This window comes from Microbacterium sp. CIAB417 (assembly GCF_022788845.1).
In genome coordinates this window covers 17,972-35,225 of the sequence record NZ_JAHZUT010000016.1, presented here as the reverse complement: position 1 = coordinate 35,225, position 17,254 = coordinate 17,972, and the positions used below count along the sequence as shown (strand labels likewise).

Genomic DNA, 17,254 nt, shown 5'->3' with positions numbered 1-17,254 from the left:
GCGCTTCATCCGCACGGGGTACCGCCGAGCGGGATGATCTCGGAGTGCTCGACGCCGTTGTCGTACCAGATGAACTCGGCGTCGGAGATGACCTCGCCGACGGGGGAGAGGTCGCGGCGGGCCGCCGTCTCCAGACCGGACCACGCCTCAGCATCGAGCGCCCTGGCGTACACGACCGAGAGATGGAAGATCCAGTCGTCCACGTCGAGCTCGTCCAGCCGGTGGATGTCCGTCGCGGACAGAGCCGCCGTGAGGCTCGCGTACGCGTCGACCAGCGCCGGAGTCCTGACGAGCCGGACGATGATGATCTGCCAGGGGGCGGGGAACGCGTCCACGGCCTCGGCGATCACCTCGATCGGATGCTGCGCCGCAGCCCATCCGCGGATCAGCGACGCCAGCTCCGCCCGGCGTTCTGGCTCGTGGAAGCCGCGCAGCGTGACGTGGCCCGTGAGGGGATGCTTCAGCCCGCGTCCGGGTCCCTCCAGAAGCCGCGCCTGTGTGCGCTCGTACTCCCGCGCGACATCGGCGGTCGGGCGCAGCACGAGGTACTGCTGCCCGTCGAGCGAGTCGTGCTGGCGGGTGTCCATGAACGGTCGTCGCATCCGCCCAGCGTAGGGCGCCCGCGGCGCTGTACGGATCAGCCGGCCGCGAGCACCGCCTTCGCCGATGTCGTCCGGCGCAGCGCGACGGCGAGCGTGGTCGCGCCGAGCGCCAGCACGGCCCAGACGATCAGCGCCGCGACGGCCGAGCCGCTGCCGGAGATCAGGCCGGTGAACGCCGCCTGGGTCGGCAGCGCGGCACCGAGCGAGGCCAGCCACGCCGGAACCGTCGAGATGAGTCCGGTCGCGATCGCCAGGACGCCCACGAGCGCGCTGATCCAGCGGCCGATGCCGCCGAAGAGCGCCACGAGCGCCTGGTTGACCGCGGCGAAGGCGATCCCCGCGAGCACCGCCGTGCCCGCGAACGTCCACCACGCTCCCACCTCGTACTGCGCGACGATCTGCACGATCAGCGACACGAGCACACCCTGCCCCGCCCCGATCAGGGCGGCCGGGGCGAAGGCGCGCAGCGTGAGCGCGATCGACGGACGACGCGACGTGAGCGTGCGGTCCGTGTGCGGACGCAGCACCAGGAAGGTCGCGAGCGCGCCGAACCACAGCACGACCGCGGTGAGGAGCGGGATCGCGGTGGGCCCGAAGATCGTCGACGTCGAGGTGTTCGACGACACCGGATCCGCGATCACGGTCGCGAGTGACGAGGACTCCTCGTCGCTGAACGAGGGGAGCGCGTCGACCGCGGTGCTCAGGCCTCCGGCGAGCTCATCCGTGCCGTCGGCGAGCTGACCGAGGCCGTCGACGAGTTCCGTCGCGCCGTCGGCGAGCTGTGTCGCGCCGTCGCCGAGCTGGCCGGCTCCCGAGCTGAGTTCGTCCGCACCGGATGCGAGCTGGCCGGCCCCCTGACCGAGACCGATCGCTCCCGTGCTGAGGCCGGAGGCACCGGTCGCGAGCTCGCGCGCTCCGGCGGCCGACTGGGTCGTCCCGTCGGCGAGCTGGGTGAGACCTCCGCCGAGCTTCGTCGCGCCGGCACCGGCATCGCGCATCTGCGTCGACAGTTCAGCGGTCGCTTCGGTGTCGAAGGCGGAGAGGCCGTCGGCCGTGCCGGTTGCGGCCTGTGATGCACCTGTGGCGGCCTCCTGGAGGTCGGGCATGCTCTCGGAGATGCCGGTCAGTCCGGTGCATACGGGGTCATCGGTTCGGTCCTCACAGAGGAGGGCGAGCTTCTCGATGCTCGTAGCGAGCTCGTCGATGCCGGTCGACACTCCGGAAGCAGCGGTCGCGGCTGCGCCTGCGGCTTCGGAGAGCTGGTCCGGGACGAGCCCGTTCTGCTCGAGCGCGGTCGCACCCGATGTCAGGCCGGCTCCGAGATCGACCGCGCCTTTCGAGGAATCCGCGATGCCCGCAGCGATGGTGTCGAGCCCCGCAGCGAGCGCACCCGCGCCGCCGCTGAGCTGGTCTGCTCCGCCGGCGAGCTGGTTCGCGCCGTCCGAGATCTCGGACGCGCCATCTCCCAGCTGAGACGCCCCGTCACCGAGCTGGGTGACGCCGTCCGCGAGCTGCGTGGCCCCGTCGGGCAGGGCTGCGGCCCCGTCGGCGGCCTGCGACGCGCCGTCCGCGAGCTCCGTCGCCCCGTCCGCGGCCTCGCCGATCTGGTCGCCGAGCGTGGTGAAGCCGACGAGGACGTTCTCCATGGTCGCCTCGCTGAGCATCGTGCCCATGCTGGAGGTCGCGGCCGCCGCGATCTGCGACGTGATCAGGTCGTCGGCGACGCGACCGTCCTCCGGCGTGGTGACGGTGATCGTGGCCTGCTCCGCCTCGCCCCCGCCGTCCGCGATGGCCTGCCCCGAGGACGTCGCTGCGGCGGAGAAGTTCTCCGGGATCGTGATGACGGCCTGGTAGGTGCCGTCCGCGAGCCCCTCGGCCGCGTCGTCCTCGTTCGAGATCACCCAGTCGAGGTTCGAGTCGACCTCGTCCGATCCCTCCACGAGACCCGACGCGAGCTGGCGGCCGAGCGGCGTGTACTGGTCGTCGATCGTGACCGGCTCATCGAGGTTGACGATGGCCGCCGTCATGTTGTCCAGCCGCTCGGCCGGATTCTGCAGCGCGGCAACCAGCACACCGCCGATGATCGCCGGCAGCAGCAGCACGCCGATCACCGTCAGCCATGTGATCGGCTTGCGGGAACGTGCGCGTTCGATGGAGAGGGTCATGCGGTCACCTCGGTGGTCTCGGTGCGACGGGGGGATCGGGTGTCGAGCACATCGGCGTCGGGCCAGCCGGCGTCGGCGAGGACGGCGCGCGCGACGTACGCGTCGGATGCCGTGGCGAACACGGCCAGAGGGCGGGCCGTCGCGGCATCCCTCAGCATCGCCGCCGCCTGGTCGCGCTGAGCGCCGCCGAGGCGGTCGATGCCGTCGATGACGACGAGCTCGGAGCGCCCGCGCAGCGCCTCGCGCAGGTCGCCGAGCGCGGCATCCGCGTCGTCGACGAGCACGCAGCCCACGTGCGATCGCACCCAGACAGCGCGCCCCGGCAGCAGGTGCCCGGCCACGCGCAGGCGTCCGCCGTCCGGAGCCACGCGGCCCGCGACCGCCAGGGCCAGAGCGCGACGGACCCGGGCATCCGGACCCGTGGTGATCAGTGCGCTGCCCGGAGCCACCCGGAGGCTCACGCCGTCGACGACGGGAGCATCCGCGGCGAGCACGAGGTCGTCCGCCGCGACGATCGAGTCGTCGCCCGGCCACGCGGCCAGGTGCCGCTCGCGCTCGACGGCCTCGCCCTCGATGTCGACGCTCGGCAGGATCTTCTCCAGCCACGCGGGCAGCTCCCAGGCGCGCTGGCCGAGGATCGCCATCAGCGCGGGGATCAGGGTCATGCGCACGAGGAAGGCGTCGATCGCGATGCCGGCGGCAAGACCGAGGGCGATGGGTTTCAGTGACGAGTCGCCTTCCGGCACGAATGCCACGAACACCGCGAACATGATGAGCCCGGCGGCGGTGACGACCTTCGCCGATCCGCGGAAGCCGGTGCGCACAGCGCGGATCGCGGCCTCGCGGCGCTCCGCGCGGGAGGCGCTCTTCGACGACGGGTCGTGCACGTAGTCCTCGCGCATGCGGGACACCAGGAACACCTGGTAGTCCATCGCGAGGCCGAACAGCACGCCCATCAGGACGATCGGCATGAAGCTGATGATCGGTCCGACCTTCGCGACATGCAGCGCGTCGGCGAACCAGCCCCATTCGAAGACCGCTCCCACGACGCCGAACGCGGCGACGATCGACAGCAGGTATCCGAGCGCGGCGGTGATCGGCACCCACAGGGACCGGAACACGATGGTCAGAAGGATGAGCGACAGCCCGATCACGAAGATCCCGAAGGGCAGCAGCGCCGCACCGAGCTGATCGGAGATGTCGATCGCGACGGCCGTGAACCCGGTGACCTTCACATCGATGCCGTACTCGTCGAGCCATTCGTCGTGATGCGAGCGAAGCTCGCGCACGAGATCGCTCGTGGCGGGGTCGTCGGGTGCGGTCTCGGGGATCACCTGGACGATGCCGGTGTCGGCGGTCTCGTTGGGGGTCGCGAGGGCGACCTCCTTGACGCCGTCGATCTCGTCCACGGCGTCGCCGAGGTCCTCCATCAGCGTCAGCGGATCGGTCGAGGTGACGATCGTGCCGGTGAGGATCAGCGGCCCGTTGAATCCGGGGCCGAACTCCTCCGCCACGAGATCGTAGCTCTGCCGGGCCTCGGAGTCCTTCGGGAGCACACCGGCGTTCGGCAGGGCGAGGTTCAGGCTGAGCGCGGGGATCGCGACGACGCCGAGTCCGATGACCACGGCGAGGGACGTGAGGATCGGTCGCTTCGTGATGCCGCCGACCCAGCGCTGACTGAACGTGCGCTGCGGCGCGGTGGACGCCTTCTTCTTCCGAGGCTTGCGCTTCCAGCCGATCACGCGCCCCTTCATGAAGCCGAGCAGCGCGGGTGTGAGGGTCACCGCGATGGCGACCGCGATGGCGACGGCGACGGAGGCGGCTACGCCCATCGTCGTCAGGAACGGGATGCCGGCGAAGCCGAGGCCGATCAGGGCGATGAGGACGGTGATGCCGGCGAACACGACCGCGGACCCGGCGGTGCCGACGGCCCGCGCCGCGGACTCCTCCGGGTCGACTCCGTCGCGCACCTGGTCCTGGTGCCTTGCCATGATGAACAGTGCGTAGTCGATGCCGACGGCGAGGCCCAACATCAGCGCGAGCAGCGGCGTGGTCGAGGACACGGTGGCGAACGCCGTGGCGGCGAAGATCCCGGCGATCGAGATGCCGACGCCGAGGACCGCCGTGGCCAGCGGCAGCCCGGCCATCGCGAAGGAGCGGAACGTGACGATCAGCACGACGAGCGCGATCAGCAGGCCGACCGCCTCGGTGATCGTGACGCCCGGGATCGAGGTCGCGAACAGGTCGCCCCCGAGGGCCGTCTGCGACCCGTCCGGCAGCGCCGCGGACAGCTCGTCGACGACCGCGCCCAGCTCGTCCTTGGTCTCCTGCGACACGTCGGTGGACTGTCCGTCGAACTGGAGCTGGACGATCGCCGCGGTCTCCTCCTCGTTGACCATGCCAGCGACCATCTCGTCAAAGGGGGACGTGACGGCGAGGACCCCGTCGAGGTCCTCGAGCTCGTCCACGGCATCCTCGATGTCCGTGCGGTACGCGTCGTCCGTGATGCTGTCGCCGTCGGCCGCGACGACGATGAACTGCGCGTTCGTGCCGCTCACCTGCGGGAACGACCGGGAGAGCTGCTCGAGACCCGCCTGAGATTCGGTGCCCGGGATCGAGAACGTGTTGTCCGTACCGGTGCCGAGCACCAGCGCTCCTCCGCCAGCGATGCCGAGGACCAGCAGCCAGGAGACGAGCACGCGCCAGGGGTGGCGGAACGACCAGCGTCCGAGCGACGACAGGAGAGTGGACACGGAATCCTCCGAGGGGCCGAGGTGGATTCGATACACAGGTGTATCCGATACAACTGTGTATCCTACGGTGAGTCGGCGGTGCGAAACTGTGCGCGGGGTGTGAGAGTTGAGGGGAGGAGGCTTCGATGACGATTCCGGTGACCCGACGTCGCGAGAACACGCGTGCCCGCCTGCTGGATGCCGCGGCGCAGGTGTTCGCCGAGGTGGGCCTCGAAGGAGCGAGCGTGGAGGCGATCTGCGAGCGCGCCGGCTTCACGCGCGGAGCCTTCTACTCGAACTTCGAGTCCAAGGACCAGCTCTTCCTGGCTCTGGCGTCCACGGTGGCCGAGCAGCGTCTCGCCTCTGTGCGGGGGCGTATCGACGAGTTCGTGGCCTCCGGCGTCCTCGCCGGTGACGCTGATCCGACCGAGCTGGTCCAGAAGATCATGGATTCCGGTCTCGACGACCGCCTCGGTGTGCTGATGATGAGCGAGATCCGCATCCGCGCGCTGCGCGATGAGGCGTTCGGGCGCGCCTACGTCGAGCAGGACCGTGCGATGGTCGCGAGCATCGAGGGCATCATCCAGGGCATCATCGACTCCGGGCTCTTCTCACTGCGGATCGACGTGCCCTCCGCCGCGCGCATGCTCATGGTGCAGTGGGAGGGGTGCATGGCTCGCGCCGCGATGGAAGGGCTGGACGGCGATCGCCTGCATCATGTCGGCGCCGAGGCGCTCGGTCAGCTGGTGGATCTGATCATCGCTCCGGCCGAGTAGCGCGGACGCCGTTCTCCGAGAGCACGGCATGGCAGCGGGAAAGGCGGTCCAGCCACCAGTCCCGGCGGTCCTCGGAGGCCGCCAGGCGGTCGAGCCGCGCCGGATCAGGCACGACGCGGTGGGCCGGGACGGCTCCGTCGACGGGGATCAGCTCCGCGACATCGTCGGTGAACAGGGCGCCGGTGCCGAGGCCGCAGTCGTGCTCGAGATCGGGGAGGGATGCCGCGAGCATCGCGCCCTGCGCCAGGCCGACGGCGGTGTCCAGGGCGCTGGAGACGACCGCGGGGAGACCGGCCTCCGCGACGATGTCGAGCGCGCGGCGGATGCCGCCCAGGGGCTGCGCCTTGATCACCACGAGGTCGGCGGCTCCGGCCCGCGCCACCGCGAGCGGGTCCGCGGCCTTGCGCACGCTCTCGTCGGCGGCGATCGGGATCCCCATGTACTTCACCCGACGGCGCAGTTCGGCGAGCTCCGCGACGCTCCCGCACGGCTGCTCCGCGTACTCCAGGTCGAACGGGGCCAGCGCGTGGATCGCGTGCTCGGCCTCGTCGACGTTCCAGGCGCCGTTGGCGTCGACGCGGATGCGCCCCTCCGGACCCATCGCCTCACGCACCGCGCGCACGCGCGCGACGTCCTCGGCGAGCACCTGGCCGGACTCGGCGACCTTGACCTTCGCGGTGCGGCACCCGGGGAACCGTGCGAGGACCGCGTCCACCCGGGCGGCCGCCACGGCGGGCACGGTCGCGTTGACCTGGACGGTCTTCCTGCGCGCTTCGGGCTGGGCTGACCAGCCGAAGTCGATCGCGGCGGCGAGCCACGTGGATGCCTCGGCATCCGGATACTCGACGAACGGCGAGAACTCCGCCCAGCCGTTCGGGCCCTCGATCAGCAGGGCTTCGCGCACGTCGACGCCGCGGAATCTCGTCGCCAGGGGGAGCGCGACCACTCGTGCCGTGTCGAGCAGGTCTGCCAGCGCCGGGATCATGACCCTATTCTGCTCTCGGTGTCAGCCTACATAAATGTGCGATTGACAATAGTGTGTGACGCACAGTAATGTGGCGGACATGGACGAGACGTTCGACACACATCTGCAGGAGCTGCGGCGCGGCACGATCGTGCTCGCGTGCCTGCAGCTGCTGCGGGAGGCCGGCTACGGCTACAGCCTCCTGGAGCAGCTCGAGGCGCACGGCTTCGCGACCGACGCCAACACGCTGTATCCCCTGCTGCGACGGCTGGAGAAGCAGGGATACCTCACGAGCGAGTGGAACACCGAAGAGGCCAGGCCCCGGAAGTTCTACCGCACCTCCGAGGCGGGCATCCGCCTCGCCGACACACTCACAGACGAATGGCGCGCGCTCACCGGAGCGATCGCCTCGCTCACCGAAGAGGAGCACTGACATGACCGCCACACTGACCGAACGCTACATCTCCGCGACGATCCGGAGCCTCACACCTGAGACTCAGGGCGACGTGCGCGCCGAACTCGAGGCCTCCATCGCCGACGCCGTCGAAGCGCGCGTCGAGCAGGGCGAGGATCCGGCGGAGGCCGAACGGGCCGTGCTGACCGAGCTCGGCGACCCCGGCATCCTGGCCGCCGGTTACGCCGACCGCTCGCTGCACCTGATCGGCCCGAAGTACTACCTCACCTGGTGGCGGCTGCTGAAGCTGCTGCTGTGGATCGTGCCGGTCAGCGTCGTCGGCGCCCTGGTCCTCGGGCTGCTGCTGTCCGGGGCCGGCGTCGGCGAGACGATCGGGCAGGCGGTGTCCGTCGGGATCACCGTGATGGTCCACATCGGCTTCTGGACGACGCTCGTGTTCGCCGTGCTGGAGCGCACCGGCGCCGACACGGGCGCGAAGTGGGACGTCGATCAACTGCCGGAGATCCAGGAGGACGGGGCCGGCCGCAGCGAGCTGATCGCCTCCCTCGTCTTCCTCGGCATCGCCGTCGTGGCGGTGATCTGGGATCGCGTGCGCGGGTTCTTCCCCACCGGAGGCGAGCCGATCCCGATCCTTGACCCCGCGCTGTGGCCGTGGTGGATCGGTGCCCTGTTCGTCCTGATCGCTTTCGAGGCGGTCTTCGCGGTCGTGATCTTCCGGCGCGGGTGGACGACGGCGCTCGCCGTCGTGAACACCGTGCTCGCTCTCGCCTTCGCGGCGTGGGTGCTGATCCCGCTGATCTCCGGAGACCTCATCAACCCGGAGTTCCTGGCGCACATCGTCCAGGCCGGAGGCGAAGGCTTCGCGGCGGGTGACGCCGAGGCGGCCGGCAACGGCGGCATCTTCCGCATCCTCGCTGTGCTCGTGGGCTTCGGCATCGGAGCGGGAGTCATCTGGGACATCATCGACGGCTGGCGGAAGGCCCGCCGCGCGGTGCGGGCCTGATCGCTGCGCAGGATCCTGCAGCGGTTCCCCGGGGAGCGGGCATGCTCCCCGGGGAACTCCGCGTTCGGCTCAATCGTCGGAGAGCATCTTCGGCAGATAGCCCAGCGCGTCGAGCTGACGGATGAGGCGCGGTGCCAAAGGGCCGCGAGACAACGCGAGTCGGTAGAACCGCGGACCCTCGACGGAATGCTGAAGAAGTTGTCGGTCCAGAAGGTCGCGAATGATGCGGGAGCGCTGCGAGGCTGTGCCGAGCAGCACCTCCGCGAGGTCCCCGGCCTTCACCGTCCCGCGGTTCAGGACTTCATTCAGCGCTCGATGCTCGCTGGTCGTGATCTGTCCGTCGCGGGCGAGGCGCGCCAACGCCGGGCCCACGAGTGCATCGATGACATACTCGCGATCTTGAAGTCGGATCAGACGAGTGATGTCCTCCCGGATCCCCTTCGCGAAGAAGGAAGCCCAGGCGATCGTCCCTTCGTCATCGAGTGCGTCTGCCGCTTCCAACGCGGCGATGTATGCAGCGCGGTCGTTGCCGAAGACGGCTGTGGGGTTCAGCGCGCTGAACCCCCGAGTGGCGAAGATCGTCCGCCGCAGCATGGCGTACGTGAACAGGCGGGAGACGCGACCGTTTCCATTGCGGAACGGGTGGATCCAGACGAAGCGATGATGCGAGAGAGCGATCTGCATCATCTGCTCATGAAGCGGGCGCTCCGCGTTCGCGAACTCGAGCAGAGACGACATCTCAGCATGAACGGTCACCCAGGGCGGTGGCCGGTGAGCGGAACCGGTGATGGCGACGTCCTGGTTCCGGTAGGCGCCGGGGGTCGGATCACCTTCGCGCGAGAGTCCTTGGACCGTGCGGGCGTGGAGATCGCGGATGAGTCCGTGCGTGAGCGGTTCGGCCGGATCAAGCTCGTCCAAGTGTCGAGCGACTTCGGTGATGTTCGCGATCTCGCGCAGCTGCTCAGTGAGCGGATCCTCAATCCCGTCGACAAGATCGATGGCCTCGTAGACGGTCGTATGGTTGCCCTCAATGCGGGCGGATACCACACTCATGACGGTATCGAATAGGCGATGCAGTTCTGCGTACGTGTCGCGTGGGGTGGTTCCCGTTCCGATGTCGGCGCGCAGCCGTTCGATCTCGAACAGGGTGGCGACGAGATCCGAGTCGAAAGCGAGAGGCGGCAACCGGTAGAGGTCGGTCATGGTCCTTGCTCCTGGATGCGTGAGAAATTGCAGTCATTTCCTCGATTATTTGCAGTCTAGGTGTACATACACCCGAAAAGAAGCTCCTTCTCGCATATGACAAGCCCCAACTAGTTGCGCACAGGGTCTGAGAGACTTGCAGGTCCAAGGCGGCCGACTTGCTTTCTACTCCCTGCCGACGCGGAATATGCTCGTAGACGTGCACAATGCGTTCGTCTCCGACCTGTTCGACCCCGCCGAGTGGGTGCTCGCCCCCGGCGCCGAGGCTTACACCGACATCACGGCTCATGTCTCGGTGGACGGCGGCGTCGCGCGCATTGCATTCGACCGACCGGAGGTGCGCAACGCCTTCCGCCCGCACACGGTCGACGAGTTGTACCGGGCGCTGGACGTCGCGCGTCAGGACCCGAAGATCGGCGCCGTCCTGCTGACCGGCAACGGGCCGAGCCCCAAGGACGGCGGCTGGGCGTTCTGCTCGGGCGGCGACCAGCGCATCCGCGGTCGCGACGGCTACAAGTACTCCGAATCCGCGACCGAGGTGGCGGATCCGGCCCGCGCCGGACGTCTGCACATCCTCGAGGTGCAGCGCCTGATCCGCTTCATGCCGAAGGTCGTGATCGCGGTCGTACCGGGGTGGGCGGCCGGCGGGGGCCACTCGCTGCATGTCGTGTGCGACCTGACGATCGCGAGTGCCGAGCACGGCAGGTTCAAGCAGACGGATGCCGATGTCGGCAGCTTCGACGCCGGATACGGCTCGGCGTACATGGCGCGCCAGACCGGACAGAAGTTCGCGCGCGAGGTGTTCTTCCTCGCTGAGGAGTACTCGGCGCAGCGCGCGTATGAGATGGGCGCCGTCAACCGTGTCGTCCCGCACGCCGAGCTCGAGCGCGAGGCCCTGGCCATGGCGCGGACAGTGCTCACCAAGTCGCCCACCGCCATCCGGATGCTCAAGTTCGCCTTCAACGCGGTCGACGACGGGATGGTCGGCCAGCAGGTGTTCGCCGGCGAGGCGACGCGCCTGGCCTACGGCACCGACGAGGCGGTCGAGGGACGGGACTCCTTCCTCGAGAAGCGCGCTCCGGACTGGAGCTCCTTCCCCTGGCATTTCTGAGCGCAGACCCATGGCACGGCTGATCACGAGTTCCGCGGACGACCCCCTGGTCCTTCAGGATCAGCTGCGCGCAGCGCTCGACGGCGGGCCGGCTCTGGGGCTCGGTCTGCTCGGCGGGGAGCCGGAGGCCGTGCCGGAGGGCACGGCGGTGGTCATCGGGACGTCCGGATCGACCGGTATCCCGAAGCGCGTCGTGCTCAGCGCGGACGCCCTGCGTGCGAGCGCCGAGGCGACCGGCGCGCGCATCGGCACCGGGCGCTGGCTGCTCGCCCTGCCGGCGGGATACGTCGCAGGACTCCAGGTCCTCGTGCGATCCATCCTGGCGGGTACGCAGCCGGTCGTGCTGTCCGACGGATTCTCCCCGACCTCCTTCGCCGAGGCTGTGCTGTCGAATGTTCGCTCGACCGATGAGGCGATGTACACCTCGCTGGTCCCCGCGCAGGTCGCGAGCCTCCTGGACGCGATCGACGAGCCGGGTGTGCGCGCCGCGCTGGGGACCTTCCGCGCGATCCTCGTCGGCGGGCAGGCGCTGCCGGACGTCCTGCGCGAGCGGGCGGACGAGGCAGGCCTGCGGATCGTGCGCACCTACGGGTCCACGGAGACGAGCGGCGGATGCGTCTACGACGGCATCCCGCTGGACACCGTGACCGTGCGCGCCGTCGATGGCGAACTGCGGATCGCCGGCCCTGTGCTCGCGGACGGGTACCTCGGCGACCCGGCGCTCACCGATCGCATCTTCCACCGCGACGACCGCGGCATCCGCTGGTACCGCACCGGCGACCTCGGCATCGTCGAGGACGGCGTGGTGCGCGTGCATGGCCGCGCCGACAACGTCATCGTCTCGGGCGGCATCAACGTCTCGCTCGACCGCGTCGAACGCATCGTCCGACGGGTGCCCGGCCTGACATCGGCCGTCGTGGTCGGCGTCGACGACGAGCGCTGGGGCGAGGCATCCGTCATCGTCGCCGTGCGCGGCGAAGCGCTGCGACGCAGCGAAGCAGAGCAGCTCGAGCACGCCCGCACCGCCGTCGCCGAGGAGATCGGCAAGCATGCCCGGCCCGCTCGGCTCATCCTCGTCGACGAGCTCTCCACGCTGCCCAGCGGCAAGCCCGATCGTGACGCGATCTCCCGTCTGGCCGCGCAACTGCGCTGAGACCCGCCAGACTGAAGGCATGGCGACTTACACCCACGGACATCACGAATCGGTACTGCGTTCTCACAGCAACCGGACGATCGCGAACTCGGCGGAGTATCTGCGCCCGTTCCTTCACCCGGATGCCGCGCTCCTCGACGTCGGTGCCGGGCCGGGCACGATCACCGCCGAGTTCGCCGAGCACGTCGCGCGCGTCACGGCGACCGAGATCGGGGATGCCGAGCTGGAGCTGTCGCGGCGGGAAGCGGCCGCGCGGGGCCTCACCAACCTGGACTTCTCGGTCGAGGACGCTCATGCGCTGAGCTTCGCCGACGATTCGTTCGACATCGTGCACGCCCATCAGGTGCTCCAGCACGTGGCCGATCCGGTCGCGGCGCTGCGCGAGATGCGTCGCGTCGCGAAGCCCGGTGGTGTCGTCGCCGCGCGCGATGCGGACTACGCCGGGTTCCTGTGGTTCCCGCTGATCCCGGAGCTGGACGAATGGCTGCAGCTCTATCGCGACGCGGCCCGCGCGAACGGTGGAGAGCCGGACGCCGGCCGACGGCTGCTGTCCTGGGCCAAGGCGGCGGGATTCCAGGACGTCACGGCGACGGCTTCCACCTGGTGCTACGCGACTCCGGAGGAGCGCGCGTGGTGGGGCGGCATGTGGGCCGACCGCATCGTGGAATCCGCGCTCGCCCGCCAGGCCGTCGATACGGGACTGGCCACCCGCTCCGACCTCGCTCGCCTGAGCGCGGGCTGGCGGGAGTGGGCCGACGCCGAGGACGGCTGGTTCCTGGTGCCGCACGGCGAGATCATCGCGCGGGCCTGATACATCCGCAGACGGACGCGCCGCATCGTCCCCTCGCGTAGCGTGAGAGGGTGATCCGTCCGCTGTCCCGCACCGCACTCGTCCTCGACATCCTCGGGGCCGTGCTGCTGTTCCTGACGCTGACGCCGATGTCGCTGGTGTTCTACGCGCCGGGGAGTCTCACCTTCATCGGCATCTCCGAGGCGGCGGGCATCGCGGCGACCGTCCTCGCGGGAGCGATCCAGTGCGGAGCCGTCGCGGTCGGCCGGCTCGCCCCCGGGATCGCGCTGACGGTGGCCTGGATCGGGGCGCTCGTGCAGATGGCGGCTGGGCTGTCGCCGCTGCCGTTCAACGTGGCGATCCTGATGGTGCTGTACGCGACGGCGGCGTGGGGATCGCGTCGCGTGATGTGGGCGGGACTCATCTCCGCCGGGGCGGGCGCCGTCATCGCGGGCGTGTACATCTCACTGGTCAACAACGCGTCGTCGGGCGGATTCGGCATCACCTTCGCCGCGGCGACCCTCCTCGTGCTCGTGTCGGTGCTGGCCCTCGGCTTCGCCTGGGTTGGCGGCTTCGGCTGGCGCATGGTGCTGCGCGCCCGCCGCATCCGCGTCGAGCAGATGCGGGCCGAGGCGGCGACCGCGGAGGAGCAGGAGCGCGTGCGCATCGCCAGAGACATGCACGACATCGTCGCGCACTCCCTCGCGGTCGTGATCGCGCAGGCGGACGGTGCGCGCTACGCCTCGGCCGTGGACCCGGATGCCGCACCCGCCGCCCTGACCACCATCGCGCAGACCGCGCGCGGCGCGCTGTCGGACGTGCGGATGCTGCTCACCCAGCTGCGTCACCGGCAGGGCGACGGCCCGCAGCCGACTCTCGCCGACCTCGAGACGCTGTTCGCGCAGGTCAGGCAGGCGGGCATCGAGCCCCGCGTCACCGTCGACCCGATGCCACCGGGAGAGCCACCGGGAGCCATTCAGCTCGCGGTGTACCGGATCCTGCAGGAGGCGCTCACGAACGCGCTCAGGCACGGAGACGGGGGCTCCGTCGAGATCCACCTCGCCTGGCATCCGGACCGCGTCGACCTCACGATCGCGAACGTCGCCGGAGCACCGACCGGTCCGAACCTCGGCGGCGGCCACGGCATCATCGGCATGCGCGAGCGCGCGCAGCTGGTCGGCGGCGTCCTGCGGGCCGAACGCGAGGGCGGGCTCTTCGTCGTCCGGGCGCGCTTGCCGATCGGCGCGGGCGGCACCGGGCAGGATGAGAGCGGCGCACCCGGCGCCGCGGAGGGAGACGCATGATCCGCGTCGTGCTCGTCGACGATCAGGCGCTGTTCCGCGCCGGCATCCGCATGCTCATCGACTCGCAGCCCGACCTCGAGGTCGCCGCGGAGGCGGGCGACGGTCGCGAGGCGCTCGCGGTCATCTCGGCGACGCGTCCGGACGTCGTCCTGATGGACATCCGGATGCCGGTCATGGACGGCCTCACCGCCACTGGTGAGCTGCTCGCGCAGCCGGATCCGCCCAAGGTCGTCATGCTCACGACCTTTGACCTCGACGAGGCCGCCGCACGGGCCATCCGCCAGGGTGCGAGCGGGTTCCTGCTGAAGGACGCCGACCCGGAGTTCCTGCTCGCCGCGATCCGCACCGTTCACGCCGGTTCCAGCGTCATCGCCGCCGCGGCGACGCGGGATCTGTTCGCGCATTTCGCGCAGGAGGCGACGCCGGTGCCGGCATCCTTCGGCGAGTTGACCGAACGCGAACGCGAGATCTTCGCGCTCGCGGCCCGCGGGCTCTCCAACGCCGAGATCGCGGCGCGGGAGTTCCTCAGCGAGGCGACCGTCAAGACGCACATCAGCCGCATCCTCACCAAGCTGGGGCTGCGCGACCGCGTTCAGCTGGTCGTCTTCGCCTTCGAGCACGGACTGGCCTGACTCAGGGCACAGCCCTGCGGTGCAGGATCCGTTCGGGAAGTCATCCTCGGGATGTACGCGGATGCTCCCGGCGGGCGATGTGCCGCCAGGGAGCCGCGAAATAACGTCGAAGGCATGGAGATCACGACCACCGACCTCGGGCTCGCCGCCCGCGTCCAGCACCTGAAGAAGTCCTACGGCTCCGGCGATGCCGCGGTCCACGCGCTCGACGGCGTGAGCGTCGGCATCCGCCGCGGCCAGTTCACCGCGATCATGGGGCCGTCCGGATCCGGCAAGTCGACCCTCATGCACATCATGGCCGGTCTCGACGCCCCGACCGAGGGGCGTGCCTGGATCGGCGACACCGAGATCACCGGACTCGGCGACCTCGAGCTGACCATTCTGCGCCGGCGCCGCGTGGGCTTCATCTTCCAGGCCTTCAACCTCGTCCCGACGCTCGACGCTCTGGGCAACATCATGCTGCCGTTCGAGCTCGACGGCCGGCGTCCCAGTGCCATCGAGCGCGCTCGCATCGATGGGCTGATCCAGACGCTGGGGCTGTCCTCGCGGCTGCGTCATCGTCCGCACCAGCTGTCCGGCGGACAGCAGCAGCGTGTCGCGATCGCGCGCGCCCTGGCCACGGCCCCCGACCTCGTCTTCGCCGACGAGCCGACCGGCAACCTCGACTCGAAGACGGGGCGCGAGGTGCTGCAGCTGCTGTCGGACGCCAGCCGCGAGCACGGGCAGTCGATCGCGATGGTCACGCATGACGCGATCGCCGCGAGCCACGCCGACCGCGTGCTCTACCTCGGAGACGGACGCATCGTCGCCGACCACCCGCAGCAGAGCGCTGAGCAGATCGCGGCCTACATGCTCGCCGCGGAGGTGGCGGCGTGAGCGCCGTCGCGGCGGCCATCGCCGACACCGCCAGGACCGGCCCGCGTCTGGGCTGGCTGCGGGACCGCGGGATGGGGGCCAGCATCCTCGTGGCGGGACTGGCGTCCGCGTTCGGCGTCGTGCTGGTCGAGGCCACCGCGTACATCGGCGTCATGCTCAAGGCCGATCCGTACATCGGCGACAGCGGGACCCTCGCCGTCGTCGTTTCGATCCTCAGCGTGCTGCTCATCGGCGTCGCTCTCTACGTCGCGGCGATCGTCACGGCCAACACGTTCTCAACCATCATCGCTGGGCGCACGCGTCGGATCGCGCTGCTGCGGCTGATCGGAAGCACGTCCCGGTCGCAGCGTGCGGAGGTCGCGCGGCAAGGGCTCGCGGTGGGCATCATCGGCGCCCTCGTCGGTGTGGCGGCCGGCACCCTCATCTCGGTGCTCGGACTGGTCCTGGCCGACCGGATGCTGGGACAGCTGCCGGAGTTCTCGCTCGCGCAGCCCGCGATCGTCGTCCCGGCCGTCGGCGTCGCGTTGACGACCTGGGCTGCGGCCTGGGCGGGGTCGCGCCGCGTGCTCGCCGTCACGCCGCTGCAGGCGATCGGCGGTTCGGTCGAACGGACCCATGAGGATGCCGTGGCGCGCCCCGCGCGGCACGTCGGCGCCCTGATCCTGCTGATCCTCGGTGTCGCGCTGCTCGTGTTCGGCGTGCTCGTCGGCCTGGTCACCCCGCTCGGGGTCATCGTGGCGTTCTTCGGCGGGCTGCTCTCGTTCACCGGTCTGTCGCTCGCCGCCGTGCTCGTCATGCCGCCGGTGCTGCGGCTCGTCGGGAGGCTGTTCGGCTCGTCGGCGACCGCGCGGCTCGCGGCGGAGAACGCGCTGCGCTACCCGGAGCGCTCCAGCCGTATGGCGATCGGCGTCGTGATGGGCGTGACGCTCGTGACGATGTTCGCAGTCGCGCTGGAGTCCGTGAAGGCGCTGCTGACGAAGGCCGCCGGCGGCGAGCTCGACGCGCAGTTCTCGCTCATCATGGACAGCTTCGCCGCCGTGATGATGGTGCTCGTCGGCATCTCGGCCGTGATCGCGGCCGTGGGTCTGGTGAACCTGCTGACGATCGGCGTCGTCCAGCGCCGTCGCGAGCTCGGCCTGTTGCGGGCCATCGGGCTGTCGAATCGGCAGGTGCGCCGCATGATCCTGCTCGAGGCGCTGCACATCACCGTCACGGCTACCGTCACGGGCCTCGTGCTCGGTGTGGCCTACGGATGGATCGCGGCGCAGTCTCTTCTCGGCTCGGTGCGCATGCCTCCCGCGTTCGAGGAGACCGCGGGCCTCGTCGCCCCCGCCGTGCCGTGGATCCCCGTGGTCGTGATCGTGGTCGCGACGGCCGTCCTCACGCTGGTCGCAGCCGCGACGCCGACGCGCCTCGCGACGCGGGTCGCGCCGGTGGAGGCTCTGGCCGTCGACTGACGCTCGCGTTCCCCTCCGCGAGACTTGCTTTGCGGAGTGAGACTTGGCCCGCCAAGGTCGGTCTCACCTCA

Annotated in this window: 15 protein-coding genes; 10 read left to right on the top strand and 5 right to left on the bottom strand. The window is 70.1% G+C overall.

Features of this window, described 5'->3' with window-relative positions; translation table 11 throughout:
- Positions 1 to 5: 5 nt before the first annotated feature.
- From KYX17_RS30710 to KYX17_RS30700, 3 genes are read right to left on the bottom strand one after another with little or no spacing between them, the layout of a single operon-like run.
- The gene (locus KYX17_RS30710; protein WP_243233419.1) at positions 6 to 602 is read right to left on the bottom strand and encodes a 2'-5' RNA ligase family protein; all 597 of its coding nucleotides are present in this window, start codon (positions 600 to 602) and stop codon (positions 6 to 8) included.
- A 35-nt stretch (positions 603 to 637) separates the two neighbouring features.
- Positions 638 to 2,767, bottom strand: a complete 2,130-nt coding sequence (locus KYX17_RS30705; protein ID WP_243233416.1) for a YhgE/Pip domain-containing protein — start codon at positions 2,765 to 2,767, stop codon at positions 638 to 640.
- A complete protein-coding gene (locus tag KYX17_RS30700) occupies positions 2,764 to 5,520 on the bottom strand; it encodes an efflux RND transporter permease subunit (RefSeq protein WP_243233414.1) in 2,757 nt (918 codons plus the stop codon). Before KYX17_RS30700 ends, KYX17_RS30705 begins: the two co-directional genes overlap by 4 nt.
- A 125-nt stretch (positions 5,521 to 5,645) precedes the next feature.
- On the opposite strand from KYX17_RS30700, the gene KYX17_RS30695 reads away from it, so the two are divergent.
- Entirely contained in the window at positions 5,646 to 6,275 is a 630-nt protein-coding gene (locus KYX17_RS30695; RefSeq protein ID WP_243233411.1) for a TetR/AcrR family transcriptional regulator, read from the top strand.
- Here the strand turns inward: KYX17_RS30695 and KYX17_RS30690 are convergent.
- Entirely contained in the window at positions 6,256 to 7,260 is a 1,005-nt protein-coding gene (locus KYX17_RS30690; RefSeq protein ID WP_243233408.1) for an o-succinylbenzoate synthase, read from the bottom strand. The genes KYX17_RS30695 and KYX17_RS30690 overlap by 20 nt on opposite strands.
- 79 nt (positions 7,261 to 7,339) lie before the next feature.
- Here KYX17_RS30690 and KYX17_RS30685 point away from each other — a divergent pair, with 79 nt between their 5' ends.
- Both KYX17_RS30685 and KYX17_RS30680 read left to right on the top strand, forming a co-directional pair.
- Positions 7,340 to 7,672 carry a PadR family transcriptional regulator gene (locus tag KYX17_RS30685; protein ID WP_243233474.1) on the top strand — a complete coding sequence of 111 codons (333 nt, stop codon included), beginning with the start codon at positions 7,340 to 7,342 and terminating at the stop codon, positions 7,670 to 7,672.
- Position 7,673: 1 nt separating this feature from the next.
- Positions 7,674 to 8,657 carry a permease prefix domain 1-containing protein gene (locus KYX17_RS30680; protein ID WP_243233401.1) on the top strand — a complete coding sequence of 328 codons (984 nt, stop codon included), beginning with the start codon at positions 7,674 to 7,676 and terminating at the stop codon, positions 8,655 to 8,657.
- 69 nt (positions 8,658 to 8,726) lie between these two features.
- Here the strand turns inward: KYX17_RS30680 and KYX17_RS30675 are convergent, their stop codons facing one another.
- Positions 8,727 to 9,860, bottom strand: a complete 1,134-nt coding sequence (locus tag KYX17_RS30675) for a Fic family protein (RefSeq protein ID WP_243233398.1) — start codon at positions 9,858 to 9,860, stop codon at positions 8,727 to 8,729.
- A gap of 199 nt (positions 9,861 to 10,059) precedes the next feature.
- Here KYX17_RS30675 and KYX17_RS30670 point away from each other — a divergent pair, with 199 nt between their 5' ends.
- The 7 genes from KYX17_RS30670 (at position 10,060) to KYX17_RS30640 (ending at position 17,183) form a co-directional block, all read left to right on the top strand.
- On the top strand, positions 10,060 to 10,971 hold the full coding sequence (locus tag KYX17_RS30670) for a 1,4-dihydroxy-2-naphthoyl-CoA synthase (protein WP_374209008.1): 912 nt from the start codon (positions 10,060 to 10,062) through the stop codon (positions 10,969 to 10,971).
- Between the two features lie 10 nt (positions 10,972 to 10,981).
- A complete protein-coding gene (locus tag KYX17_RS30665) occupies positions 10,982 to 12,124 on the top strand; it encodes an AMP-binding protein (protein ID WP_243233392.1) in 1,143 nt (380 codons plus the stop codon).
- Positions 12,125 to 12,143: 19 nt separating this feature from the next.
- Complete coding sequence (locus KYX17_RS30660; protein WP_243233390.1) at positions 12,144 to 12,935, top strand: class I SAM-dependent methyltransferase; 792 nt, start codon at positions 12,144 to 12,146, stop codon at positions 12,933 to 12,935.
- Positions 12,936 to 12,985: 50 nt separating this feature from the next.
- Complete coding sequence (locus KYX17_RS30655) at positions 12,986 to 14,218, top strand: sensor histidine kinase (RefSeq protein ID WP_243233388.1); 1,233 nt, start codon at positions 12,986 to 12,988, stop codon at positions 14,216 to 14,218.
- A complete protein-coding gene (locus tag KYX17_RS30650; protein WP_243233387.1) occupies positions 14,215 to 14,850 on the top strand; it encodes a response regulator transcription factor in 636 nt (211 codons plus the stop codon). The genes KYX17_RS30655 and KYX17_RS30650 overlap by 4 nt, the downstream gene beginning before the upstream one ends.
- Before the next feature lie 114 nt (positions 14,851 to 14,964).
- Positions 14,965 to 15,726, top strand: coding sequence for an ABC transporter ATP-binding protein (locus KYX17_RS30645; RefSeq protein ID WP_243233386.1), 762 nt, complete (start codon positions 14,965 to 14,967; stop codon positions 15,724 to 15,726).
- Positions 15,723 to 17,183 (top strand): ABC transporter permease, encoded by a 1,461-nt coding sequence (locus KYX17_RS30640; protein WP_243233384.1) that lies wholly within the window; start codon positions 15,723 to 15,725, stop codon positions 17,181 to 17,183. Before KYX17_RS30645 ends, KYX17_RS30640 begins: the two co-directional genes overlap by 4 nt.
- The last annotated feature ends 71 nt before the right edge of the window (positions 17,184 to 17,254 follow it).

Excerpts from the sequence above, each read along its gene's own strand:
- KYX17_RS30690 (WP_243233408.1), bottom strand. The coding sequence starts at position 7,260 with ATGATCCCGGCGCTGGCAGACCTGCTCGACACGGCACGAGTGGTCGCG.
- KYX17_RS30685 (WP_243233474.1), top strand. The coding sequence starts at position 7,340 with ATGGACGAGACGTTCGACACACATCTGCAGGAGCTGCGGCGCGGCACG.
- KYX17_RS30680 (WP_243233401.1), top strand. The coding sequence starts at position 7,674 with ATGACCGCCACACTGACCGAACGCTACATCTCCGCGACGATCCGGAGC.
- KYX17_RS30650 (WP_243233387.1), top strand. The coding sequence starts at position 14,215 with ATGATCCGCGTCGTGCTCGTCGACGATCAGGCGCTGTTCCGCGCCGGC.
- KYX17_RS30660 (WP_243233390.1), top strand. The coding sequence starts at position 12,144 with ATGGCGACTTACACCCACGGACATCACGAATCGGTACTGCGTTCTCAC.
- KYX17_RS30695 (WP_243233411.1), top strand. The coding sequence starts at position 5,646 with ATGACGATTCCGGTGACCCGACGTCGCGAGAACACGCGTGCCCGCCTG.
- KYX17_RS30675 (WP_243233398.1), bottom strand. The coding sequence starts at position 9,860 with ATGACCGACCTCTACCGGTTGCCGCCTCTCGCTTTCGACTCGGATCTC.
- KYX17_RS30710 (WP_243233419.1), bottom strand. The coding sequence starts at position 602 with ATGCGACGACCGTTCATGGACACCCGCCAGCACGACTCGCTCGACGGG.
- KYX17_RS30705 (WP_243233416.1), bottom strand. The coding sequence starts at position 2,767 with ATGACCCTCTCCATCGAACGCGCACGTTCCCGCAAGCCGATCACATGG.
- KYX17_RS30645 (WP_243233386.1), top strand. The coding sequence starts at position 14,965 with ATGGAGATCACGACCACCGACCTCGGGCTCGCCGCCCGCGTCCAGCAC.
- KYX17_RS30665 (WP_243233392.1), top strand. The coding sequence starts at position 10,982 with ATGGCACGGCTGATCACGAGTTCCGCGGACGACCCCCTGGTCCTTCAG.